This is a genomic window from Gammaproteobacteria bacterium (genome assembly GCA_013001575.1).
Taxonomy (GTDB): Bacteria; Pseudomonadota; Gammaproteobacteria; order Steroidobacterales; family JABDMI01; genus JABDMI01.
Genome location: JABDMI010000091.1, coordinates 1 through 23,202, shown reverse-complemented (window position 1 = coordinate 23,202; position 23,202 = coordinate 1). Strand labels below are relative to the sequence as shown.

Genomic DNA, 23,202 nt, shown 5'->3' with positions numbered 1-23,202 from the left:
GTACAAAATGACCAGTTAGATGATGAAGCCGGAGCGGTTAAACACGGTAAATTCTTTTTTGCCCCGATCCAGGCACAAAAATGTATCGCGCGTGACGGGCATGCTGAATTTAATAAGCAATACGCCGAGACCCTGGATGCATTTATTCAACAAGCGAAAACCTGGTTAAGCATGCAGGAAGTGAATGGCGTGGATAATGTGCGTGAATTGTATTTACAACTACTTTCCAAATCCCCGCCGCCCGAGATTGGCTACGTCGCCAGCATTTAACAATTTCACAGAATCTTTAAGACATAAAAAAACCCGGGTAATCTATGTGATTATCCGGGTTTTTTCAATTTTGATCTAAATACTATCAGTTACCGGTATCGGTATCGGTATTCTCCAGTATTTCATCTCTACGAAAATCCTGTTTAATATCCAACTCTTGTTCAAGTTTTTTACGAATCTTGAGTTCATTCTCAATGTACCTATCCCATTGACGCTGTACTCGTCCACCCACTTGAGCAAATGCGCTTTTGGCGGAATCCAGTTGCTCAAGATTAATGTGGCACATGCCTTTCATTGTGTATGCCGCTTCGCGATTTTTAACTCCGTATTGCAAGGCATTATTAACCGCTGGCAAGCACTCTTTCCAGTTGTCCAGGTTCATATATGACTGAGCCAAGCGGATATACATTTCACCGTCACGGGAAGATTCTGCCGCTTGTTTCAGGACCGGCACCGCTTTTCGGTCTTCACGCGCCTGAAACCAGGAATTGGCCAAGAGTTTCATGTTATCCAGACTTCTGTCCAGCCTGCCCGAATTCATTTCTTTTTCAAGAATTTTTGCCGCTTTATAAGGAATCTCTTCAATCAAATAAAGTTGCGAAAGGTTTTTGATGGTTGAAGCGTCGGTTTTCAACCCGGCGTCATACAAAACTTCTGTAAGTGCGAGGAATTTTTTATTATCGCCTGACTGGCTATAGGCTCCGGCAAGTTGCGCGATATAAGAATCTTTTGGGTAATATCGAATTAATTCACGGATGAAATTAGACATGGCACGATAATCACCTTGCTCAAACGCGGCGTGGCGTGACATCAGTAACCAATTCTCTTTCGGGCTTTTACCCAGATTCTTGTACATCTGAATTGCACGATCGATCGGCTTGATAACTTGTGAATACTGACCGGCCTGATAATGTGCCTGCCCTTTCAAAACCCACAATTCAGCCGTAGGATCCGGAACAATTCGCATCAGACGATCAATGGTCGATAGGGCTTTGGAGTAATTTTCCTGAGAAAGATACAAAGAACTCAAAGTTTGCAAAATGCTTTGCTGGATACCCAGAGGCACATCAGCACCCTGTGCCATTACATCCTCGTAAGCACGGATCGCACCATTCATATTGTCCATGGTGTAATGGCAATAACCCATAAAGTTATAAATTTGCACTTTTTCATAGCCAGTGACATTTTTCCAGGTCAACATGCTTTGCGCTTGTGGAATAGCGGCCGCACATTGTTTGGCTTGCGCCATATCCTGTAACTCAAGAAGTTTTTTACCAACCTTTGGACTCAAGGCAACCGTTTCTTTAGTTTCCGCGGCTTGCACAGTACAAATACTGGTGACACTTATTAAGCCTGTGGCTAGTGCAATTATTAAGAATTTTTTCATCATGTGTATTACCAATTAAGGTCTTGAATTAATCTTCCAACTGATAGGTAAAGCGGTTCTTCACGTTTGGCACCTCGATCGGTTCACCATTGCGAATCGTCGGCTTGTATTTAAACTTGGTAGCCGCTTTAATTGAAGCGCGGTGGAACAGGCTACTAGTACAATCACTCTCCACAATTCGATGATTCGCCGTTGTGCCTTGCTTGGTTACGGTGTATGAAACCGTGCAGTGCCCTTCAACTCCGCGATCAGCTGCTCGTGGCGGATAGATTGGTGCAATTTTAACGATCGGTAAATACTCACCTTCACCAATAGCACCAACATTAAAACCACTGTCACTCAGCTCGACATCGGTTTCAACCGCAGTGGCTGACACATTAATAGCTTGAGCCTGCGCTTTTACATTATCCAGTTTTGGTGGTGGTGGTTGTTTGGGTGGCTTTTCTGGTGGTGGTGGCTTTTCTGGTGGCTTGCGTCTGCGCACTTCCTGCACATCGACTTTAGCGCGAACGAATTCCGGCATCTTAAAGCTGATGTCGTCTGTTTCGGCTTTGGCGCCAGTGGCGATCATATATTGCATGGCCCAGAACAATGCACCAACCATTCCTATGCCCAATACGCCACCGAGTAGTAAGCGCGATAATCCGCCGCCACTACTGCCAGATAAAATATCATTTAAGGATTTTGACATGTTTACTTACCTCAAAATGGTGTATACAAATTATCGCTAACACCAATGTGAAAATTATTTCGCTATTCTGTACTCGGCGCAATGATCGGGTTATACACACCCGCAGACTGTATAGAGTCAATTACCTTGGCCAAAGTTTCATTGCGTGAACGCTTGCTCGCCTGGATCACAACGGCACCGTCAGGGTATTCGGACTTCAGGCGTTTGATGTTTGCGGTAACTGTACGGAAATCCGATTTACGGCCTTTAATATAGATGTGGTCGTTGGGGTAGATCTGCACAAGAATATTCTGATCCTCTTTCTTGGGAGGATCCGGATTTACCGGCACATCCGGTTTGTTCAAATTCAAGCCGGATTCGTTTACAAAGGTGGCCGTCACAATGAAAAAGATAAGCATAATGAACACCACATCCAGCATAGGGGTGATGTCAATCTTGGTTTCTTCTTCTTCTGTTAATCCGCCAAATCTATTACGCATAGTACTAACCTAAAATTATTGAATTCGTCTAGGACGTTTCGGTTGATATTGCAATTTCTTCTGCACCCGCCGCTTTTGCACCTTCCATTACTTCCAACAACATTTTATGTGAAGACGATTTATCGGCCTGGATCATCACAACGCCTTTGGGATTTTCTGCGCGCAGCTTCTTGACCGTTGCGGTAATCGCAGTGGTCTCAATAACATCGCCATCCATCCACACGATATCGTTAGAGTCGATCGCGATCAAAATGTTTGCTCGGGCTTTTTGCTCAGCAGTCACCGCAAGAGGTTTATCGACCTCGGTGCCTGATTGTTTAACGAAAGTTGCTGTCACGATAAAAAAGATAAGCATAATGAAGACCACATCCAGCATCGGCGTGATATCAATCTCTGTTTCTTCTTCGAGTGCTCTATTTCCAAATTTACGCATAAGTATTGATCCAGAATATTGTTGAGTACCTTAAACGGTATTTTCAAACGATGTCGTGAACAAGCTTGCAAGGCCCGGAATATAATTCACCGGGCTTATAAACTTAGTGTCCTTCCCAATCGGCAAGTTCCAGATGTTCGCCCAATTCTTCGCGTTCGGCCGCGGCCTTACGCTTGAAATACGCTGCAACTGCAACACCTGAAATGGCGGCTACCATGCCCGCCATGGTCGGAACTGTTGCCTTGGCAACGCCTGAAGCCATTGTTCGAGCACTGCCCGCACCCGTATCTGACATGGAGCTGAACACTTCGATCATTCCCGTAACGGTTCCCAGCAGTCCTAGCAAAGGACACAAGGCAACACAGGTTTGAATAATTTCGACGCGCTTGTCCAGGCCTTGAGAGACCACCGAGATCATGCGCTCACGCACCTGGTGGGCATACCATGAGCCGTGATCTTCACGAGCATTCCAGTGATCCATTGCGGCTTTAACGTTTTTCGGGTGCACGGATGTGAGATAGAACATTCTTTCGAATATGCAGGCCCACATGATGAACAGCACCAGTGCGATCCAGTACAGTACCGGACCGCCTAGCTCGAAAAAGCTGCGAATGGAATCCAGTGCCGGAACATAGTAAAAAATCTTATCCACTATTTATTCTCCAGTTAATGAGTTAAATAGACAGAATTAACTTGTTTGTTCAGCACGTTCGGCGATCATACCAGCAGCTTGCTGGGTGATCACTTCGCTCACACCTTTGGCTTTGCTGGCTACAATCGAGTGCAGGAATACCATAGGAATCGCTACACAAAGACCCAGTACCGTTGTAACCAATGCTTGTGAAATACCACCAGCCATCAGTTTTGGATCACCCGTACCGTAAAGCTGAATTGCCTGGAAGGTATTGATCATACCGGTTACTGTTCCCAACAGACCCAGCAGTGGTGCAACCACAGCAATGATCTTGAGGAATGACAACATACGATTCAGTTTTGGTGTCTCTTTCAGTACCGCTTCACTCAAGCGCAATTCAAGCGTTTCCGTGTTGGCGTCGTCACTTTCTTTGTAAACTTTAAGCACACGACCCAATGGGTTGTTGCCTGGCTTGTCAGTATTTTTCACCTGACGACTAACTGCAGCACTGGTGCCCATCAAGGCCAGGAAGCGCCAGATCGCGAGCAATACACCAATAATACCGAGACCGATAATTACGTAACCCACCTCTTTACCTTCCTTGACTTTCTCGATCAGGGTCGGACGTTTGGTGTAAGTCTCGAGGATACCACCACGCGTAATATCAACCGCCAATGGTGACAGTCCGCTAGATGCACTTTCAGCGCCGCCCACTTTACTGCTGAAGCGACTTTGTGGCTGACGTGGCAACTCGATGTAGTTGGTTCGGTCATTCGACATTTTCAGGTATTTACCATCGGCGACCACATTAAAGGTTCCAAAACGAGTGACCGTTTTATCTTGTGTTGAACCATCAGTCAGAGTTACCGGTGCCGTGAACTTGGCCACTTTTCCTGACTGGATCATTTCATTCATCATCTCAGCCCAAAGCTGTTCGATCTCGCTCATGGACGCAAACTTACTGGTTTGACCCATTTTGGTCATGATGTCAGCCATATACGCTTCGCGCTCGGGAAATTGGGGCGAGGTGATCGAGCTATCAAAATTGGCCTTGGTGTCACCGGCAGCTTGTTGTAAAACCCCGAACAATTCTTTCAGGTCGCCCAGGCGTTCATCAAGTTTCTGATTGAGATCGATAATTTCCTGGTCATTGACTTCAAACTGACGGTTAAGGCGATTTGACTCGGCTTCTGCAGCAGCTTGTTGAGATTGGACCTGCTTTAGAAGGTTTGCTTGCTGATTACGATTAGCGCGAAATTCGGCTAAGCGTTGTTGATTTTCAGAACGATCCTGGGCTTCGCCTTGGCGAACCAATTGCAATAACTGATCAAGATTGACGGACTGGGCAGCAAAGGCTGGCATCGCAAGGCTGACACTCAATACTGCTGCGGCAGCACTCAAACCAAGCTTTTTAAGGATATTTGTATTAGATGTTTTCATTATTATGCTCCTTCTGCAGCTGGTACTGGAACAATGAAGAGGTCGGGTGAAATTTCTTTACCGGCAACTTTCAATCCAAATGCGATATGTGATTTGTAATCGGCTGGAGACAGTTCCACGAACTCTCCCTTGTCTTTATCCCAGGCACCGGTTATCGAGCCATCATCAGACTGATAGGCCAGAACCAGACGACCAATTCGCAAGAAATTCATTTCCTGAACATTGCCACCCACACTGATCTTTTGTTTGTAACGCTCGATGGTGTTACCAAAGTCAGTCTCGATACCATAAGCCTCAAGTACAGCTCTGAGCTTTTCGGCATCCGCGACATTTGGATTTTCCATCAGATCACCAAGATCATTTACGCGCTTGGTACGCTCGTCCAGCAAAAAGGGCACGTCAGCGGCAACGAAGGTCTGCAAGGACTCAACCATTTTCACCATCAGCGGCACAATTTGTTGTTCAATGCTGCCAACTTTATCAATTGACTCATTAAGGTTTACTTTTTCCAATTCCTGGTTAGCGATCTGCTTTCTTTGCAAGTCGTTATAGACTTTCAAACCATCAAGAACCTTGAGGGCTTGCTTGTATTCAGCGATCAGATCGTCGGTCTGTTCTGCCATTGCAACGATTTGCTTTTGAGCTCTGGCTCCTTCGTCAATGCGCTTTTCGCCGGCTCTGATCAGTTGATCAATATTTGCGGCGCACAGGAAGGAACTAATTAGCAGTGACAATATAAGTACACTGGATTTCAGTAATTTATGCATGTTCACAATCTCTTGATGATGGTTAATTCTTAAATTTTAAAATAAATTCTTTGAAGAATGATAAACCGCTTGGACAAATGAATCAGCATAAAGTTAGTCACACATGTAACTAATGCCGACGAGAGATCCCAAGCAACCCGTTAGGCCACAACTCCAAAATTTTATAATCTTTATTAATAATTGAATGAGTAGAACATTCAAATTTTTGCTAATCCCAGTGAATCTGGGGCAATGAAAGATACCCTATCCACAGGTTTTGGGCAAATATATTTTTATCTGGAGAATTTATTGATGCACATTAAGAAATGTTCAGCATAATTAAGAGCTTAAATGTATAAGCTCTTTGCAAAAAGTTTGATTAGTCCCAACTCTATATGCTGCATCGCAGCATCGCGCATTTCAATATTGGTAGCTCTGTTGTGATGTTGTCAAAAAAACATTTCCATTATTAAGTGTTATTGCCAAGAAAAAAGAAATAATCATTTATTTTTAACACTTTAGCAACATGCCATTTGCATGATTAACAATAGCCATGTTGTATATAATTTGTTTATTGATATAGATTATGTACACAAATTAGACTGAATCCAATTTCTACTTTGGTTCAGGTCACTTCAAGCAACGGCAACCAAAAACATTTATTTATTATCTGCATCAATTCAATTAAGCAATTAGCTTTTACTTTGCTAATTACAACAACCAAGTCTTCTTTTGGTGCACTTGCGCAAATTCTACCCCCAGATCTTATGGAAATTTAGTCACATAAGGCTCTAGGACTAAAAAATATCATAGGCCTGTTAAATAGTAACTACCTGAATAATCAAATCGATATCATCCATACTTGATGAATGCCCATGAAGCAGTAACTTAATAACTCGTGAGTTGACGATTGCGTCGGCTCACTCTCACAATTTGCTCAAGACGAGAAAGATTGAGTCTTATATAATTGCGCCCTGATTGAACATGCGCCCGTAGCTCAGTTGGATAGAGTGTCGGTCTCCGAAGCCGAAGGTCACAGGTTCGACTCCTGTCGGGCGCGCCAATTAAAGCCTTGCTGGAAGCAAGGTCTTTTTGCATACGACGGGAGGAGAACCTCAGGTTCGACAAAATTGTCTGGAACAATTTTGAACAGGGGGAGCTTTGCGACACTGGCCCCGCAGGGGTGAGGCAAACGATGTGCCGAATAGCTCCTGTCGGGCGCGCCAATTAAAGCCTTGCTGGAAGCAAGGTTTTTTTGCGTACCACGGGATGAGAACGTCCACTTTGCCAGGGATTCTCATCCTTATTTTGACTAATCTCCAAACTTCTTGATAAAGATAGCCAATGTGGCGGCTTTTTCGTCGCTATGAAGGAAAAATTTTGTTATTATTCCGTGGGTTAGTCGCCAGACTCATTCTAATTACATAGTGTCAGGATAAAACCAATATGAACTTCAATCACAAGCCACTCTCCACCGCTAAAAACTACTACAAGAAATTTGTTGTTCTTGCGGGATCTTTGGTCTTTTCAAGTTTGTATGCATTTACTGCGCACGCCGATCTCAATCGGGCCAGGGCATATCTGGAGCAAGGCCGTACCCAAGAAGCGATTCTTGAGTTGGAAGGCGACATTAGTGCTGACCCGAATAATGCTGAGGCCCGTTTTCTGAAAGGTGTCGCACTGCAAGCCATGAAACGCCATGACGAAGCCATTGAAATGTATTCTGGACTGGTTAATGATTTTCCGGAATTGCCAGAGCCCTGGAATAATCTGGCCGTATTGTGGGCCGACAAACAAGAATTCGACAAAGCCGAAGATGCCTTGCGTGCAGCGATTAAAACCAACAAGTCTTACGCCACCGCACATGAAAACCTGGGTGACATTTACACTCAACGTGCAAGTATTGCCTATTCCGATGCCTTGAGCCTGCAACCACCCAATAGCAGTGCGGTTGAGATCAAACTTAGCATGATTGATAACATTTTATTGCCGCCTGAAGCCCGTCGCCAAGTTGTGGCCCAGCAGACACCAGCCAATACACGCCCGGTTAACACACGTCCAGCTAATACAACACCGGCAAACACATCGCGCCCGGTTGATACTGCTAATACCTCAGCAGCTAACAATTCCGCGGTTCGTGATGCGATTGTGCAATGGGCTGATGCCTGGTCACGGCGTGATGTGCCGGGATATCTTTCTTATTACGCCAATAACTTTCGGCCGGTCGGTGGTGCTTCACGTACGGCATGGGCCAAATATCGTAGCGAAAGACTCAAGGCACCAAGTTTTATTTTGGTCAATGTAAGTGATCTGCGTATGAGTAATAACAGTGACGGAAGTGTTTCTGCAACCTTCAAGCAGGATTACCAGTCGGATGGCTATAAAGACAAAGTGATTAAAACCTTGCGCATGGTCAATACCGCTAGTGGCTGGAAAATAGTCAGAGAACAATCCAAACCTTTATAATTTTTTTATCCCAGATTCGGCTCAGGCATCGGCAACCCCGGCGCCCTAATACAAAAACATGACAATAAAGCTTGCTAACAAAAATCCGCTTGTTGCATCAATACTGAGCTTGTGCCTGGTTTTTGTTGCCTCCAGCAGTTATGCCAAAAATCATCCGGAAGACAATGTCATCAAGGCGTTGGTTGATATTCAACAAGGCAACATGTCATCAGCACAACAACATTTGCAACCCTTGCTTGAGCACAGGCCAAAATTTAAACTGGCCCATATTCTGTATGCCGATGTCATGAATGCACAGGCTGGCAGCACCCTGAATTTGAACAATATCGGTAATGGCGGCCAAACCGACTTGATGGGATTGTTTGCAGAAGCCAAACAACGCGTTAAATGGAACGATGTCAGTGAATCACTGGCTGGTAAATTACCGGCGGCACTCATCAACCCAAATAAGGATCACCCGTTTATTGTGTTTGCTGACCTTGGATTATCGCGCGTGTTCTTGTTTAAACAGGAAAAAAACGGCGAATTGAATCTGCAACATGATTTCTATGCATCTGGTGGCAAGCAAGGTACGCGTAAACAAGTACGCGGCGATCAAAGAACGCCTTTGGGGGTTTATCACATTACCTCGCGCCTAGAAGATGCCGAATTGGAAGACCGCTACGGACCCGTTGCCTTTCCGATCAACTACCCGAATCAATGGGACCTGTTGCAACAACGCACTGGTGATGGCATCTGGTTACACGGTGTGACCAGTGCAACATACAGCCGACCGCCCCAGGACAGTGATGGCTGCGTCGCATTGCCAAATGCTGATATTAAAGTTCTGGACCAGTTTTTGGCCATTGGTGCGCCAGTGATCTTTGGTGAGAATGAAAACTGGGTCGACCCCAATGCTCGCGATATCATGCGCAGTGAGTTACTCAAGAATATTGAAGCATGGCGTCAGGACTGGGAAAGTCGCGACCCCGACAATTACCTGTCGCACTATGCATCAGACTTTCAATCCAAATCTCACAATATTGAATCATGGTCTGCGTATAAACGTCGCGTTAATGGCAGCAAGAAGTTTATTAAAGTTGATGTTGGACAGCCGATAATTTATGGCTATCCTGGTGAAAAAGACATGGTTCAAGTTGAGTTCGAACAAGAATACACCAGCGACAACTACAAGGGGCGCGCCTTAAAACAGCAATATTGGAAAAAACAGCCAGACGGACAATGGCGTATAAGTTATGAAGGAACTATTCGAAAACTTTAAGCTGCAGCCAATGATTTAGAGAATAAAAAAACGTCGATCTTTGATCGACGTTTTTTTTATTTGTGCGATTGAAAATATTAACTAGCTTATATTTTCTAGTTTAGTTGGCGCTCTTTTTCCACCAGGTGTGCCAGTATTTGACTCCAGGCATTGTATGAGCCTGCTTTACGTCCGCCGGTACGATAAGCGCCATTCACAACAACAGTTGGTACCCCGCTGACCTGATAAGTCTGTGCAAGTTTGCGTTCCTGATCAATTTTGGTATTAACAAAAAACGAATTCAGAGTCTTGAGGAACTTGTCTTTATCCACACCATAGCGGGCATAGAAATTCGCCAAGGCTTTTTCACTGGTCATCAGGTCCTGACGTTTTTTAATATGAATTGCATCAAACATGGCAATATGCGCCGCTTCATCTGCGCCTAGTGCCGTTGCTGCATGAAATGCACGTGCCAGTATTTCAAAACTTGCATTAAAACTTGCCGGTATACGAATGAATTCCACATCGTCGCCCAGTACTTCAGAATAACTGTGCATGTAAGGCTCAGCGTTAAAACACGCCGGACATCCATACGAAAAAAATTCTACAACTTCAATTTTTTCACCTGAGTTTACGCGTGGTTGGCGTGCAGGAAATTCATCATAGTGAACGCCTGCAACAAAATCATTGGGATTACTTGCCAGGCTGGTGAGCACGGCCTCTCTGGCTTGTTTGAAGACCGGCTGGTAATCGCCCATGACATCTGGGGCCTTGTCATGAGCATGACCTGCATGCTCGTCCTGGGCATCAGTCGCACCAGCGTTTTCAGCTTGCTTTTGGTCTTCACTCGCTTGTGCCTGTGTAGATGTTTTTGATGCAGAGTTTGAAGTATCGGCTTCCTTTGCAGAACAGCCCAGCGTGGTAAAACTTACCAGGAACAAGGTTAGAAAAAATGTGCGCCATTTCAAGGCAGAATTGATTGGTGTTTGCATAATGTTTCCCGGTGCGATGTTTTTGTGGGTCAACAAGAATCGGTAATGTGCTTAATGGACAAACCAGTCGGTCTTCAGTTCAATTTAAGATTGGAAGTCTGCTTATTGCAAACCGCGAATGTAATCCGCTACGGCTGCTTTTTCTTCATCACTCATCAATGCTGCTACTTCTTTCATGATCTTTTGCTGCGCATTTCCCTTGCGAGCACCACTGGCGTAATCTTTTAATGCTTTCAAAGTGTAGCCCGGCTGCTGGCCCGCAATGGCGGGATATTTTGACATCGGGATACCCGCTCCATTAGCTCCATGACAAGCAGCACACGCAGGTACACCCGTCTCGGTGTTACCACCTCTGAATATTGACTGACCATGATCAACTAATTCTTTACTGGCCTTGCCAGGTTTGGTCTCCTGAGAAGCATAATAGGCGGCAATGTCTTTAAGGTCCTTGTCGTTCTTGTTGGTCAATTGGCCGACCATTAGCGGTGCACTGCGGCTGCCATCTTTGATCATAAGCAATTGTTCATACGTGTATTCCGGATGTTGACCCGCCAATGTTGGCCAATCCGCATTGGTACTGTTGCCATCATTGCCGTGACATGCCGCGCAAGTGCCGACTTTCTGTTTACCGGCGGCAACATCGCCAAATGGCTCTTTTTCAACATGCATGACTTTTTCTTCGCCATGATCATCAGCTACGTCACTCGCGTAAGAGTTGGAAGCCAGGGCCAAACTGGCCACTAATAGAGGTAAGAAAAATTTGCTTGACGACATGATGTGCTTCATAAAATAACCTGTACTGTATTTAACCAGAGCTCGCCCTGGTGAGTTTTTTCGGTTTGAACTGCTTGGCTGGATGCTTGAATAACAGGCTTTTCCAGCGCTTGAGAAAACAACTAATTTGCCCAAGTTGCTATCTCTTTATCGCCGCGTATTTTACACTATCCCGCTATAAATCGCTGCCATGCTCAAAAGGCAAGGCGCAAAACAGGAAAATCATGTCCAAACAGGCTTCACAAATCTTGCGAAAGACCCAATTTTTGACCAGTGCCGCTGGTAAAAATGGCTTTGTCCCGGATAGTGGCGCAGAAATCGCCTTCTCAGGACGCTCAAATGCGGGCAAATCCTCGGCGATCAATGCCTTGTGCGAAACAAGCAATCTTGCGCGCACCTCTAAAACTCCCGGACGCACTCAGTTAGTAAACTTTTTTGAGATCACCGAGGGCAAACGCCTGGTCGACTTGCCCGGATACGGTTTTGCCAAAGTCCCACCCAAGGTCAAACAAGAATGGCAGCAGTTAATGCAAACGTATTTTGAAAAACGTGACTCTCTAAAAGCCCTGATCCAGATCATGGACGCACGCCATCCGTTAAAACCATTTGACGAACAAATGCTCGAATGGGCCGATTACGATAATCTTCCGGTACATATATTACTTACCAAGTCCGACAAACTAAAACGTGGTGCCGCAAAAAGCACCTTAATGAAAGTTAAGAATGCGGTTGGGGATATGGCCACGGTGCAACTGTTCTCGGCTTTAAATAAACAAGGCTTGGGCGAGGCGCAGAAGAAGATCCTAGAGTTGTTACAGGTAGATGTTTCAAGCCCCGACTTTTTAAATTTTTCGGGATAACAAAATCCTGTAAATAAAAAAGCCCCGGCAATTGCCGGGGCCAAGTAGGCAACCGGTCTTTGGGGATACCGGCTTGTCCGCCCAGGGAGGGAGGCGGACGTGCGCAAATCACTGTGCGCATAGTTATTTGAGGCCTGTAATCCTAATTAGTTCAGAGATTTATTTTTAATAAAATCAATGATTTATGAGTATTTTGGGCCAGACAGAGTCCAGCAATGCCCAGTGTGCAATGCAAGCTGATCTTCATTCCATTCTGTCACTTACACAGCAAGCAAGTTTGCGGTTTGGGTGGGCTTAATGCGCCTCGTCCCAATTATCACCAACACCAGCATCCACGCGCAATGGCACAGATAACTCTGCTGCATCCGACATCAACTCGATGATCTTGGCTTGTATTTTTTCAAGATGCTTCTTATGGGCCTCCAGTACCAGTTCATCGTGAACCTGCATGATCAATTTGGCCTGGTCTTGTTTGTCACTTAGGTAGTCATGCACATTCAACATCGCGAGTTTGATGATGTCGGCCGCCGTACCTTGCATCGGTGCATTGATTGCCGAGCGTTCGGCGTATTGGCGGCGTTGATGGTTACGCGAATTGATCTCGGGCAAATACAAACGTCTGCCAAATACGGTTTCAACGTAGCCCTGCTCCTTGGCTTGCAGGCGGGTTTCATCCATGTAGCGTTTAACACCCGGATAGCGCTCAAAATACACATCGATATAAGTCTGGGCCTCTTTGCGTCCAATGCCCAACTGTTTGGCCAACCCAAAGGCCGACATGCCATAGATGAGTCCGAAATTAATTGCCTTGGCGGAACGCCGTTGATCCTTACTGACTTTGTCCAGTGCCACGTCAAACACTTCGGCCGCAGTCGCCGCATGCACATCCAGGTCATTATTAAAAGCGTGTAACAAACTTTCGTCCTGGGATAAATGCGCCATAATGCGCAACTCGATTTGCGAATAATCCGCCGCTAACAAAACAAAATCTTTTGGCGCAATAAAGGCCTGGCGAATACGGCGTCCTTCCGCGGTACGAATCGGAATATTTTGTAAATTAGGATCGGATGAAGACAAGCGACCGGTTGCAGCCGTAGCCTGATGATATGAGGTGTGCACTCGACCGGTATCGGCATCGATCTGGGTTGGGAGTTTTTCGGAATAGGTTGAGCGCAACTTACTGATGGTGCGATATTCGATAATGACTTTAGGCAGTTCGTAATCCAATGCCAGTTCTTGCAGTACATCCTCGGCCGTAGATGGCTGACCTTTAGGCGTTTTTCTTATCACCGGTAATTCCATTTGCTCAAACAGAATTTCCTGTAACTGCTTGGGTGAGGATAAATTAAATTCATGTCCGACCAGCTTGTAGGCTTTTTGCTCCAGTGTATGCATGGTCTCGCCGAATTCGTGCGACAAGTCGGCGAGCATCTGTTTATCCAAAACCACGCCGGTGTGTTCCATGTCGGTTAAGACTGGCACCAGCGGGAGTTCGATGGTTTCGTAAACCGACAACAACTCCGGAATCTTTTCCAGTTGTTCACGCAAAGTTTGCGAAAGTCGCAAGGTGATGTCTGCATCTTCGGCCGCGTATGGTCCGGCCTGTTCCAGACTGATCTGGTCAAAAGTTAATTGCTTTTTTCCTTTGCCGGCAATGTCCTGGTAATGAATAGTATCCACACCCAGGTAATTACCCGCGACGGAATCCATGTCATGGCGCGTGGCGGTGGAATTCAACACATACGAGGCCAGCATACTGTCATCGCCAATACCATTTAGCTCAATGCCTTCATGGCGCAAGATATGCGCATCGTATTTCAGATGATGTCCTGATTTTTTTATTTCGCCAGACTCAAGCAAGGGCTTGAGCGCACCCAGGACTGTTTTTTTATTCAACTGCAAGGGTGCATCCATATAACTGTGGGTCAGCGGGACATAGGCCGCTTCACCCGGCTCTATGGCAAAAGACAAACCGACAATTTCAGCTTGCATGTAATCAATACTGGTGGTCTCGGTATCAAATGCGAATTGTTCACAGCTTTGCAAGCGTTCAAGCCATTGGTTGAATTGTTTGTAATCCAGAATGGTTTGGTAATCGACAGTTGTTGGGGTCTTGGATAGCGCTGATTGGCCAGCCTCTGTTTCATCCTGGTCCGGTGAAATATCTTGGCTAAGGTTTTGGCTAGAGTCTTGTTTGGAAGCGAGTCCCGGCAAGGTGCCGAGTTCGAGTTTTTTGAGCAATGACTTGAAAGAGTACTGAGTAAACAATTGCTGCAACTCTTCCACATCTGGCTCGATCGCCGTCAAGCGTAATTCGCCCTCATTTTCCATTTCGATCTTGTCTACATCGGTTTTGATGACCGTGAGTGACTGCGAGAGCTTGAGCATGTCGATATTGTCACGCAGGGTTTCACCGATCTTGCCTTTGATCTCGTCGGCTTTTTCAATTATGCCGGCGGCAGAATCGTAGGCAATTAGCCACTTCACTGCGGTTTTCGGACCGACCTTAGGCACCCCTGGGATGTTGTCACTTTTATCTCCCATCAAAGCGAGGTAATCAATGATCTGGTCGGGTCGTACACCAAATTTCTCTACCACGCCTTCGGCATCCATCAAGACATTGTTCATGGTATTGATGAGCTGAATATCCTCATCCACCAGCTGGGCCATGTCTTTATCTCCTGTGGAGATCAAGACTTTTTTACCCTCGGCCTTGGCCTGCATGGCCAGCGTTCCAATCACGTCGTCGGCTTCCACGTTCGGGGTTTTGATTAAAGGCAAGCCCATGGTCTGGATAATTTTGTGCAACGGTTCTATCTGGGTACGCAAGTCATCCGGCATCGGCGGACGTGTGGCTTTGTATTGATCGTACATCTCGTGACGGAATGTTTTGCCCTTGGCATCAAAAACCACCGCGATCTGTTCACTCGGGTAATCGTCCATCAATTTATACAACATGTTCACCACGCCAAACATCGCCCCGGTGGGCTCGCCGTCTTTATTGCTTAAGGGTGGCAAGGCAAAAAATGCCCGGTACAAATACGAGGAGCCGTCTACCAGAACCAGATCATAGGATTTTTTCATGCTGTGTTTTTACTGTGGTGTATTTACTGAGGGGGCGTTGAAGTTTGTTCTGTCTCTTGCCGGTTTGAACTTGAATCTGCCGGGGTTTCTTCCTGGCTGATGGCATTGTCATTTTGGCTGCTGTCTACAATTTGCGGTTTGGACTCGGGCAGGTATAGATCGCCCTTTAAGCCACAGGCGCCGAGCAACATAAGTGAGCCGAATAAAGCCCCAAACACGGCGAAGTATTTTTGAACACGGGTCATGGAAAATCTCGAATGTTATACTGCGTGCCTGCCAAAACAGGCAAAACAGAATTGTAACCCAGTCCCCCTGCACACGAGCAAGTTATGAATGAACAAGTAAAACAAGATCTGGAATTAATCATTGTTGAAACTGGCGAAAATCCAAGCGCTGCGGTTATCTGGTTACACGGCCTGGGCGCTGATGGCAATGATTTTGTCCCCATCGTGCCGGAATTGGATTTGCCTGAAGACCTGAATGTGCGATTTATTTTTCCGCATGCGCCCATGATCTCGGTCACTTTGAACAATGGTTATGTGATGCGCGCCTGGTATGACATTTTCAGTATTGACCGAAGCGCGCCGCAAGACCAGGCCGGAATTCGCGCCAATGCCGAAAAAATCGTGCACCTGATTGAAACCCAGCTGGCACAAGGCATCGCCTATGAGCGGATATTTCTGGCCGGTTTTTCCCAAGGCGGCGCCTTGGCCTTGCACACGGCCCTGCGCTATCCGCACAAACTCGCCGGGATCATTGCGCTCTCGACTTACCTGCCCTTGCATGATGATTATTTACAAGAAAAGCACGACGCGAACCAGTTCACACCCGTAATGATGGTGCATGGCACCTATGACCCGGTGGTGCCTTACGAGTTTGGGAAACATTCTTATGAGTTTTTAAAACAGCAAGGTCAGGCAATAGACTGGACAGATTATCCGATGCAACATCAGGTGTGCATGGAAGAGATTCTGGCGATTGGTGAATATATCAAGGAGCGCCTTACCAAAAATTAGTTCCCAAATACTTCCCTATAAAACCCATACTCGGTCTCCAAAGACCTAATAATACTTTCCGCCCGGCGAAAGCCATGGGCTTCTTCGGGAAACTCCACCAGTTCAACGCGATTGCCTTTTTTCTTTAAGGCCGCAACCACCGACGTAGTTTGATGCGGTGGCACCACCCTGTCTTTTAATCCCTGAAAAAACAACATTGGGTTATTGATCTGATCGATATGATTGATGGGTGATAATTCATCGTATCGCTCCGGGTGAGTGGCCAGTGGCGCGATACAGGTTTCCAGATAACGCGATTCAAATTTATGATCATCGCCCACCAGAGTTTTGAGGTCCGCCACACCATAATACGAAGTGCCCGCGGCAAATAAATTTGACACGATCAAAGAACGTAGAACGGTATAACCCCCTGCACTGCCGCCGGTAATAACGATTTTTTCGGGATCCACCAGTTTACGCTCGATCAAATATTCAATGCCGGCCAGACAATCGTCCACGTCGTACTCGCCCCAATGACCGTACAGGGAATTACGATACTCGCGACCAAATCCGGTTGAACCACGATAATTCACATCCAGAACCGCAAATCCGCGCGAGGTCCAAAACTGGATCTTCCAGTCCAGACCTTTTAGCGCCACCCCGCTGGGTCCGCCGTGACATTTGACCATTAAAGGCGGCAGGTCACTGGACACTGAATCGGGCAGATACAAATTAGCGTGGGCCATCTGCTCATGGGAAGTTGGAAACGAAATACTTTGCGCACGTGATATTACAAATTCGCTGTCGGGAATGGATGACAAGGCGGTAAGTTTTTCACTTGTGATGTCATAAAACCAGACGCTTTGATTGCTCGCAGCGCTCCCGGCGATCAGGTAAACGTCATTGCCTGCAGCAACTATCGATTCCACATTATTAAATTGCGGCAAGAGGTTCTTTTTGGTTTGAGCTACCGGATCAAGCAGATAGAGTTGATGTTCGCCATTCGACTCCGTAAACCCGATCATCCGGCCATCGTCCAGACTGGCATAATTACTTAGCCCAAAGACCCAGGGCGCGCGGGCATATTCTTTCTCGTCTGAATAAAGCTGGATTGTCGATCCAGTTTCGGCAGAGAATTCGTATACATTCCACCAGCCGCTGCGATCGGTATTAAAGCGAATATTTTCTCCAAACCATTCCGGTTGCACGACTGCCTCGACCTCATTGCCTGCAATACGTTCTGGATTATCCAGTTCGTACTTCTCTTGAATATCCGCAATCCAGAGCTTGCTGTGATCCCAGGGCATGTTGGGATGATTCCAGTCTAGCCACAGAAGTTTTTCGCCATCCGGACTCACGCGAGGACTTGAATAAAAATCGGCGCCTTTGACAATGGGCTCAACATGCCCGGTTTCACAATCGATCGCAACCAGATAGTTGTCAGGCTCTCCTTCGATTTTTGTCTCACCAAAGGTACTGACCGGATCATGATCCTCACACACCGCAATAAGTGCATTCCAGTTCCCGCAATACGCAATATCGGCATAGCGCTGATCCGGCTTTAAGGTGAGTTGTCTGGGCGACTGCCCTTCAACAAGCACATACACTTGTTGGTCCTTGGCATTCACAAAAAACGCGTCACCATTCACAATGCAATACGCGCCGCCGCCGTATTCATGCACTTTGCTATGACAGGAAAAATCCTTGGGCAATAGATCGATAATCCGGTTTTGTGACCAGCACTTGATTCCGGTACGTCCTTTGTCTTCCGGTCTGGATTCCAGCCAATAGATCTTATTTTCTGAAACCGATAATTGCGATAAGCGAACTTTGCCAGCCGCAACCTTGGCTGCCGGTATGGGTATGTGTTTTTTCATGCGATCAATTCGTTGGGTCTGGATCTTTCCACCAGATAGCGGATGGTGTTGGCATAATATTCGACCACGGCGCTTTGCTCCGGATTCATACGATAGGATTTTTCCGTATGCCCATGCTCTTCACCCATTTCCAGAACCAGACCACGCAAAACCAGCATACGTAATCCGACTTCAAAACCATATTCCGGGTCCTGGCGTGGCACGTAAACATGTGCGTGATGCGTGCGCAATTGCTCGGCCAGATAATCCACCTCGTTTTGCAATTCTTCAAATGAAAAATCGGTTTCCGGTTTTTGACTAAGAACCGTGGCGACCAATGAGACGGGCAACACCGGGACCACTCCCGCGATTTGTTCGATCAAATCATCCGCCAGATCCTGCACCCGCTCAATGCGTTGCTCACGCTCCAGTTCTTTGGGCTTCCATTCATTCTCAGCCAAATAGGCCTTGAGTGAGAATGGTTCGCCGAAATTGGCGGCGGCATAACCAAAGCGGTACCATTTTTTGCGCAGCATCAGCCAGAAATTTTTAAACACGAATTTGATGGTCGTGAACACCACGGAACGACCACTGCGTTTAACTGCATTTGGATCATTCTCACTCAGCAGATTCTTGTCTTCCAATACGCGGTCGTAATTCAGGCCGACTGGAACAAAGACTATGTCGCGTTCACCGTCCGGATCATAGTGTCGCAACATGTAATCCAGTAAACCGATCTTGGGCTCACGAAAATTGCCATCACGACTTAAACCACCTTCCGGGAACACAGCTTGCACCACACCGCCCTCGACCGCCATTTGCACATAACGTTCGAGTACTCGACGATACAAGGGGTTACCCGAGCCTCGCCGGACAAAATACGCGCCCAGGGATTTGATCAGGGGTTCCAAAGGCCACACTCTGGCCCACTCACCCACCGCGTAACTCAAGGCCGTTTGTTGCATAGCCAGATAAGCCACCAGAATGTAATCCACATTGCTGCGATGATTCATGACCAAAACTATGCTGGACTTGTCATCAAGATTGGCGAGTTTTTCTTCTGCGCTGTAACCCAGACGCACCCGATACAACAATTGCAGTATTTTTTTGCAGATCCAGTTACCAAACTGAAAATACACTTTGGCATTAAACGTAGGAACGATCTCTTTAGCATAGCGTTCGACCTTTTCCATGGTCACGCTCATAGGTTCGCCGCTGGACTGGCTGTGTAAGGTCGCGGCCTGCATCACATCAGTGTCGTACACCAGACGTTCGATCAGTACCTGGCGCTTGGTTAACGTGAGATTCGGGAGTTTGAATGGCAAGCGTTTATTCGCGGTATCAATCGCTTTGTTTGTACTACGGCGAAAAAACCAGCGCACACTGGGAAATAAGAAATGACTAAAAAAAGCAATAACCGCAAACACCGAACCGATGATCACCAGCCATAAGGGAATGGAAATTGTATTAGTCATTAGCGAGCGATCTCATGCATCAACGGGCGACAGAGTCAAAATATCGAATCATTTCATGGCGCATTTTGTTATCCGGCAAAGGCCCGCGTGCTGCATGAATATTTTCCAGCATATGCGCCGGATTACGCGTGGCCGGGATTACCACTGTGACTGCCGGATGAGAAATAATGAATTTCAAAAAGAATTGCGCCCAAGACTGTACACCGATCTCATTTGCCCAATCCGGTAAGTCCTTATCCGCAACCCGTTCAAATAAATAGCCGGTCTGAAAGCCCCGGTTGATAATAACCGCAAGCCGGTTCTTTTGCGCCGCCGGGAATAATTTTTCTTCAGCCAAACGGTTGTCTATGTTGTAACTGAACTGCACAAAGTCAATGTCTTGGGTGTTCATTATTTCAAGCATATCTTTATGTCGACGCCGGTGTGATGTGGTTACGCCAATATACCGCACGCGTTCTTCGGCTTTATATTTTTGCAACAGGGCCAGAGTTTTACTCAGGTTCAATAAGTTATGCACTTGCATCAGATCAAACTGTTTTTCGCGCCACAGTGTCTCTGATTCAGCGTATTTCCGGATACCATCTTGCAAACGCAAGCTCCAGACCTTACTGGTGGAAAACACTTTTTCTTGCAGATCTTGTGATATCTGGTCCAGACACAATCCAATCACTTCTTCCGCATTGGCGTACATCGGAGACGAATCAATCATGCTGCAGCCTTGCTCGAGCAGGGTTTTAACCACCAGCATGCGTTGCTGCATGGCGCTTTTATTATTTATATCAACATGAAAGGTTCTTGATGTGCCCAGGCCGATGACTGGAATGGTTTCTGCGGTTTTAGGGATATGACGAAAAAAACCGGCGTCGGCAATCGGAGTTTTTGTGACTGCTTGTAACGCGCCGGGCAAGCCCAGTCCTAACAATCCGGCACCAATGCCCTGTAGAAATTGACGTCGGCCGCTCATGACAAATCTCGTTCGGCCACCACAATACCGTCTTCATCGGCGTACAAAAAATGCCCCGGCTTGAAAAGGATTCCAGCAAAGGCTACCGGTATTTGCACATCACCTTCACCGGCTTTGCGGCTTTTGCGCGGACAAGTTCCCAGCGCATAGACCCCGACATCCATTTCCCCGATCTGTCGGGCATCGCGTATACAACCATTGATCACCACACCGGCCCAGTCATTTTGCATGGCCAGAGTAGCAAGGTTATCACCCATCAAGGCACAGTAATTGGATGCCGCTCCATCAACAACCAAGACCCGCCCTTTTCCCGGAGACGCTAAAGTCTGTTTGACCAAAACGTTGTCATCAAAAACCTTAACCGTATAGATCTCGCCACCAAACATTTCTTTGCCACCAAAACCGATTAAATAGGACTCAGCAACTTGGAGTTCGTCAATAAATTGATCGCACAGGTCAGCGGTTGGAATACTCATTGGCAAGTCCTGAGATTTGCATTCTGAAAGCTTAAGTGTAACAAATATTGATTCTATCTTGAGCGCGGTAAGGCCGCCGGGAAAAGCCGATTATTATTTAACCGACAAAAAAACGGCCACATCAGTGATGTGGCCGTTTGAATGCTCATATAAATTCAGTATTTATACATCAGATGTGCAATGCGCACATTTGGTCGCCTGAATAGGAATCTCGGAAATGCATTTTGGGCATGACTTGGTGGTTGGATCCGCCGGAGCCTCTTCTTCTTTGCGTTTGGCATTGTTCATGATCTTGACCACGATAAAGATGGTGCCAGCAATGATCAGGAAGTCGATAATGGTTTGTATAAAAGAACCATACTTGACGATTACCGCGGCAGCTTCACCTTCGGCTTCTTTTAATACCGCGCCAAGATCGGTGAAATTCACACCACCCAGAGCCATGCCGATTGGCGGCATCAGCACGTCATTAACAAATGACGCCACAATTTTGCCGAAGGCTGCGCCCAGGATAATACCAATGGCCATGTCCATGACATTGCCTTTCATCGCAAATTCTTTGAATTCTTTTAACATTCCAACTCCCCAGTGATTAAAAAACTCTTGGATTATGTGTGGCTAGACTTGGAAAAGCAATTTTTTTACCCGGATTTAATACATTTTTACAAGTTAAAGCGCGCAATGGGCATGCTATGATGCACTGCGAAAACCAGCCTAGACCGTATTTTCAAAATTTCTAAAGTATTTAACCATCATGAACGCACTCAGTATTCGCGGACTCAAGAAAACCTATAAAAATGGCGTGCAGGCTTTGCAAGGCATAGACCTGGAAGTGGCCGCGGGTGACTTTTTTGCCCTACTCGGGCCCAATGGCGCCGGCAAAACCACAGCGATCGGCATTATCACTTCACTGGTGAATAAATCCTCTGGCAAAGTCAGTGTCTTTGGACACGATATCGACACCGAACTGGAAGCGGCAAAATCTTGCATCGGTCTGGTGCCACAAGAAATTAATTTCAACCAGTTTGAGACCTGCTGGAACATCGTCATCAATCAGGCCGGTTTTTATGGCATTCCGAGACCCCTGGCCAAGGAACGCGCAGAAAAATACTTAAAAGAGCTGCACTTGTGGGAGAAAAAAGACCAGATCTCGCGTAGTTTATCCGGCGGCATGAAACGTCGCTTGATGATCGCTCGGGCATTGGTGCACGAACCCAGACTATTGATCCTGGATGAACCAACCGCGGGTGTGGACATTGAGATTCGACGCTCGATGTGGGAATTCATGAATAATATCAATGCAGCCGGCACCACCATCATTCTGACTACCCATTATCTGGAAGAAGCGGAATCCTTGTGTAAAAATATCGCCATTATCGATCATGGCAAAATTGCAAAAAACACTTCCATGCAGGCGCTGCTTAAGCAATTACAGATCGAAACCTTTGTCTTGAATTTACGCGAGGCGATACATTCTGTTCCCGACATTGCTCACGACTACACCTTGAGACTGATCGATGAACACACTCTTGAGGTGGACATTACCAAAGACCGCAGTATTAATGAATTATTCGCCGCCCTCAGCGAAAAAGGTTTGCATGTGTTAAGTATGCGTAACAAAGCCAATCGACTGGAAGAATTGTTTATGCGGCTGGTAGAGAATAATGACAACGGAGGCGCGCAAGCATGAGCAGCCGTATGACAGAAAACTTGATTGGATTCCAGACTATCCTGATCCGCGAGATAAAACGCATATTGCGTATCTGGATGCAAACTTTATTACCACCCGCCATTACCATGACCTTGTATTTCATTATTTTTGGCACCCTGATCGGGGCACGCATCGGAAACATGGAAGGCTTTAATTACATGCAATACATTGCGCCTGGCCTGATTATGATGTCGGTCATCAGTAACTCCTATGGCAATGTGGTGTCGTC

General features: G+C 46.4%; 23 protein-coding genes and 1 tRNA gene. 8 read left to right on the top strand and 16 right to left on the bottom strand.

Features of this window, described 5'->3' with window-relative positions:
• On the top strand, positions 1 to 270 hold a 270-nt coding region (locus HKN88_07840), incomplete at its 5' end, for a DUF2855 family protein (protein ID NNC97970.1).
• An 85-nt stretch (positions 271 to 355) separates the two neighbouring features.
• Here the strand turns inward: HKN88_07840 and HKN88_07835 are convergent.
• The 7 genes from HKN88_07835 to HKN88_07805 all read right to left on the bottom strand — a co-directional run bounded on the left by HKN88_07835 (position 356) and on the right by HKN88_07805 (position 6,101).
• Complete coding sequence (locus HKN88_07835; GenBank protein ID NNC97969.1) at positions 356 to 1,660, bottom strand: hypothetical protein; 1,305 nt, start codon at positions 1,658 to 1,660, stop codon at positions 356 to 358.
• Positions 1,661 to 1,685: 25 nt separating this feature from the next.
• Entirely contained in the window at positions 1,686 to 2,348 is a 663-nt protein-coding gene (locus HKN88_07830; protein ID NNC97968.1) for an energy transducer TonB, read from the bottom strand.
• A 62-nt stretch (positions 2,349 to 2,410) separates the two neighbouring features.
• The gene (locus HKN88_07825) at positions 2,411 to 2,827 is read right to left on the bottom strand and encodes a biopolymer transporter ExbD (GenBank protein NNC97967.1); all 417 of its coding nucleotides are present in this window, start codon (positions 2,825 to 2,827) and stop codon (positions 2,411 to 2,413) included.
• 28 nt (positions 2,828 to 2,855) lie between these two features.
• A complete protein-coding gene (locus tag HKN88_07820) occupies positions 2,856 to 3,260 on the bottom strand; it encodes a biopolymer transporter ExbD (GenBank protein ID NNC97966.1) in 405 nt (134 codons plus the stop codon).
• 103 nt (positions 3,261 to 3,363) lie between these two features.
• Entirely contained in the window at positions 3,364 to 3,810 is a 447-nt protein-coding gene (locus tag HKN88_07815; GenBank protein NNC97965.1) for a MotA/TolQ/ExbB proton channel family protein, read from the bottom strand.
• A 138-nt stretch (positions 3,811 to 3,948) separates the two neighbouring features.
• Positions 3,949 to 5,334: an energy transducer TonB gene (locus HKN88_07810; GenBank protein ID NNC97964.1), complete on the bottom strand. Its 1,386-nt coding sequence runs from the start codon at positions 5,332 to 5,334 to the stop codon at positions 3,949 to 3,951.
• Between the two features lie 2 nt (positions 5,335 to 5,336).
• Positions 5,337 to 6,101 (bottom strand): DUF3450 domain-containing protein, encoded by a 765-nt coding sequence (locus tag HKN88_07805; GenBank protein NNC97963.1) that lies wholly within the window; start codon positions 6,099 to 6,101, stop codon positions 5,337 to 5,339.
• Between the two features lie 965 nt (positions 6,102 to 7,066).
• On the opposite strand from HKN88_07805, the gene HKN88_07800 reads away from it, so the two are divergent.
• From HKN88_07800 to HKN88_07790, 3 genes are all read left to right on the top strand, one after another.
• Positions 7,067 to 7,143 (top strand) — tRNA-Arg (locus HKN88_07800).
• 383 nt (positions 7,144 to 7,526) lie between these two features.
• Positions 7,527 to 8,546 carry a tetratricopeptide repeat protein gene (locus tag HKN88_07795; protein NNC97962.1) on the top strand — a complete coding sequence of 340 codons (1,020 nt, stop codon included), beginning with the start codon at positions 7,527 to 7,529 and terminating at the stop codon, positions 8,544 to 8,546.
• Between the two features lie 58 nt (positions 8,547 to 8,604).
• Positions 8,605 to 9,807, top strand: coding sequence for a L,D-transpeptidase family protein (locus HKN88_07790; protein NNC97961.1), 1,203 nt, complete (start codon positions 8,605 to 8,607; stop codon positions 9,805 to 9,807).
• A 95-nt stretch (positions 9,808 to 9,902) separates the two neighbouring features.
• On the opposite strand, the gene HKN88_07785 is transcribed toward HKN88_07790, so the two are convergent.
• Positions 9,903 to 10,778 (bottom strand): thiol:disulfide interchange protein DsbA/DsbL, encoded by an 876-nt coding sequence (locus tag HKN88_07785; GenBank protein ID NNC97960.1) that lies wholly within the window; start codon positions 10,776 to 10,778, stop codon positions 9,903 to 9,905.
• A gap of 102 nt (positions 10,779 to 10,880) precedes the next feature.
• Positions 10,881 to 11,552, bottom strand: coding sequence for a cytochrome c4 (locus HKN88_07780; protein ID NNC97959.1), 672 nt, complete (start codon positions 11,550 to 11,552; stop codon positions 10,881 to 10,883).
• 224 nt (positions 11,553 to 11,776) lie between these two features.
• On the opposite strand from HKN88_07780, the gene HKN88_07775 reads away from it, so the two are divergent.
• Complete coding sequence (locus tag HKN88_07775; GenBank protein NNC97958.1) at positions 11,777 to 12,412, top strand: YihA family ribosome biogenesis GTP-binding protein; 636 nt, start codon at positions 11,777 to 11,779, stop codon at positions 12,410 to 12,412.
• Positions 12,413 to 12,706: 294 nt separating this feature from the next.
• On the opposite strand, the gene polA is transcribed toward HKN88_07775, so the two are convergent.
• Positions 12,707 to 15,496 carry a DNA polymerase I gene (gene polA / locus HKN88_07770; GenBank protein NNC97957.1) on the bottom strand — a complete coding sequence of 930 codons (2,790 nt, stop codon included), beginning with the start codon at positions 15,494 to 15,496 and terminating at the stop codon, positions 12,707 to 12,709.
• 23 nt (positions 15,497 to 15,519) lie between these two features.
• The gene (locus tag HKN88_07765) at positions 15,520 to 15,741 is read right to left on the bottom strand and encodes a lipoprotein (protein ID NNC97956.1); all 222 of its coding nucleotides are present in this window, start codon (positions 15,739 to 15,741) and stop codon (positions 15,520 to 15,522) included.
• Positions 15,742 to 15,825: 84 nt separating this feature from the next.
• On the opposite strand from HKN88_07765, the gene HKN88_07760 reads away from it, so the two are divergent.
• Complete coding sequence (locus HKN88_07760; protein ID NNC97955.1) at positions 15,826 to 16,512, top strand: alpha/beta hydrolase fold domain-containing protein; 687 nt, start codon at positions 15,826 to 15,828, stop codon at positions 16,510 to 16,512.
• On the opposite strand, the gene HKN88_07755 is transcribed toward HKN88_07760, so the two are convergent.
• The 5 genes from HKN88_07755 to mscL all read right to left on the bottom strand — a co-directional run bounded on the left by HKN88_07755 (position 16,509) and on the right by mscL (position 21,838).
• A complete protein-coding gene (locus HKN88_07755; GenBank protein NNC97954.1) occupies positions 16,509 to 18,368 on the bottom strand; it encodes a S9 family peptidase in 1,860 nt (619 codons plus the stop codon). The two genes, HKN88_07760 and HKN88_07755, sit on opposite strands and share 4 nt — an antisense overlap.
• Complete coding sequence (locus HKN88_07750; GenBank protein ID NNC97953.1) at positions 18,365 to 19,822, bottom strand: glycerol-3-phosphate acyltransferase; 1,458 nt, start codon at positions 19,820 to 19,822, stop codon at positions 18,365 to 18,367. Before HKN88_07750 ends, HKN88_07755 begins: the two co-directional genes overlap by 4 nt.
• A gap of 19 nt (positions 19,823 to 19,841) precedes the next feature.
• Positions 19,842 to 20,786 carry an aldo/keto reductase gene (locus HKN88_07745; protein NNC97952.1) on the bottom strand — a complete coding sequence of 315 codons (945 nt, stop codon included), beginning with the start codon at positions 20,784 to 20,786 and terminating at the stop codon, positions 19,842 to 19,844.
• On the bottom strand, positions 20,783 to 21,262 hold the full coding sequence (rraA, locus tag HKN88_07740) for a ribonuclease E activity regulator RraA (protein ID NNC97951.1): 480 nt from the start codon (positions 21,260 to 21,262) through the stop codon (positions 20,783 to 20,785). The genes HKN88_07745 and rraA overlap by 4 nt, the downstream gene beginning before the upstream one ends.
• 162 nt (positions 21,263 to 21,424) lie before the next feature.
• A complete protein-coding gene (mscL, locus tag HKN88_07735; GenBank protein ID NNC97950.1) occupies positions 21,425 to 21,838 on the bottom strand; it encodes a large-conductance mechanosensitive channel protein MscL in 414 nt (137 codons plus the stop codon).
• Positions 21,839 to 22,013: 175 nt separating this feature from the next.
• Here mscL and HKN88_07730 point away from each other — a divergent pair, with 175 nt between their 5' ends.
• Positions 22,014 to 22,952, top strand: a complete 939-nt coding sequence (locus HKN88_07730) for an ABC transporter ATP-binding protein (protein ID NNC97949.1) — start codon at positions 22,014 to 22,016, stop codon at positions 22,950 to 22,952.
• The coding region (locus HKN88_07725) for an ABC transporter permease (GenBank protein NNC97948.1) at positions 22,949 to 23,202 on the top strand (254 nt) is incomplete at its 3' end. The genes HKN88_07730 and HKN88_07725, both read left to right, overlap by 4 nt.

Bases quoted from the DNA above. Each gene is read 5' to 3' on its own strand.
- HKN88_07835 (NNC97969.1), bottom strand. From the start codon at position 1,660: ATGATGAAAAAATTCTTAATAATTGCACTAGCCACAGGCTTAATAAGT.
- HKN88_07830 (NNC97968.1), bottom strand. From the start codon at position 2,348: ATGTCAAAATCCTTAAATGATATTTTATCTGGCAGTAGTGGCGGCGGA.
- HKN88_07825 (NNC97967.1), bottom strand. From the start codon at position 2,827: ATGCGTAATAGATTTGGCGGATTAACAGAAGAAGAAGAAACCAAGATT.
- HKN88_07820 (NNC97966.1), bottom strand. From the start codon at position 3,260: ATGCGTAAATTTGGAAATAGAGCACTCGAAGAAGAAACAGAGATTGAT.
- HKN88_07815 (NNC97965.1), bottom strand. From the start codon at position 3,810: ATGTGGGCCTGCATATTCGAAAGAATGTTCTATCTCACATCCGTGCAC.
- HKN88_07810 (NNC97964.1), bottom strand. From the start codon at position 5,334: ATGAAAACATCTAATACAAATATCCTTAAAAAGCTTGGTTTGAGTGCT.
- HKN88_07805 (NNC97963.1), bottom strand. From the start codon at position 6,101: ATGCATAAATTACTGAAATCCAGTGTACTTATATTGTCACTGCTAATT.
- HKN88_07795 (NNC97962.1), top strand. From the start codon at position 7,527: ATGAACTTCAATCACAAGCCACTCTCCACCGCTAAAAACTACTACAAG.
- HKN88_07790 (NNC97961.1), top strand. From the start codon at position 8,605: ATGACAATAAAGCTTGCTAACAAAAATCCGCTTGTTGCATCAATACTG.
- HKN88_07785 (NNC97960.1), bottom strand. From the start codon at position 10,778: ATGCAAACACCAATCAATTCTGCCTTGAAATGGCGCACATTTTTTCTA.
- HKN88_07780 (NNC97959.1), bottom strand. From the start codon at position 11,552: ATGTCGTCAAGCAAATTTTTCTTACCTCTATTAGTGGCCAGTTTGGCC.
- HKN88_07775 (NNC97958.1), top strand. From the start codon at position 11,777: ATGTCCAAACAGGCTTCACAAATCTTGCGAAAGACCCAATTTTTGACC.
- polA (NNC97957.1), bottom strand. From the start codon at position 15,496: ATGAAAAAATCCTATGATCTGGTTCTGGTAGACGGCTCCTCGTATTTG.
- HKN88_07765 (NNC97956.1), bottom strand. From the start codon at position 15,741: ATGACCCGTGTTCAAAAATACTTCGCCGTGTTTGGGGCTTTATTCGGC.
- HKN88_07760 (NNC97955.1), top strand. From the start codon at position 15,826: ATGAATGAACAAGTAAAACAAGATCTGGAATTAATCATTGTTGAAACT.
- HKN88_07755 (NNC97954.1), bottom strand. From the start codon at position 18,368: ATGAAAAAACACATACCCATACCGGCAGCCAAGGTTGCGGCTGGCAAA.
- HKN88_07750 (NNC97953.1), bottom strand. From the start codon at position 19,822: ATGACTAATACAATTTCCATTCCCTTATGGCTGGTGATCATCGGTTCG.
- HKN88_07745 (NNC97952.1), bottom strand. From the start codon at position 20,786: ATGAGCGGCCGACGTCAATTTCTACAGGGCATTGGTGCCGGATTGTTA.
- rraA (NNC97951.1), bottom strand. From the start codon at position 21,262: ATGAGTATTCCAACCGCTGACCTGTGCGATCAATTTATTGACGAACTC.
- mscL (NNC97950.1), bottom strand. From the start codon at position 21,838: ATGTTAAAAGAATTCAAAGAATTTGCGATGAAAGGCAATGTCATGGAC.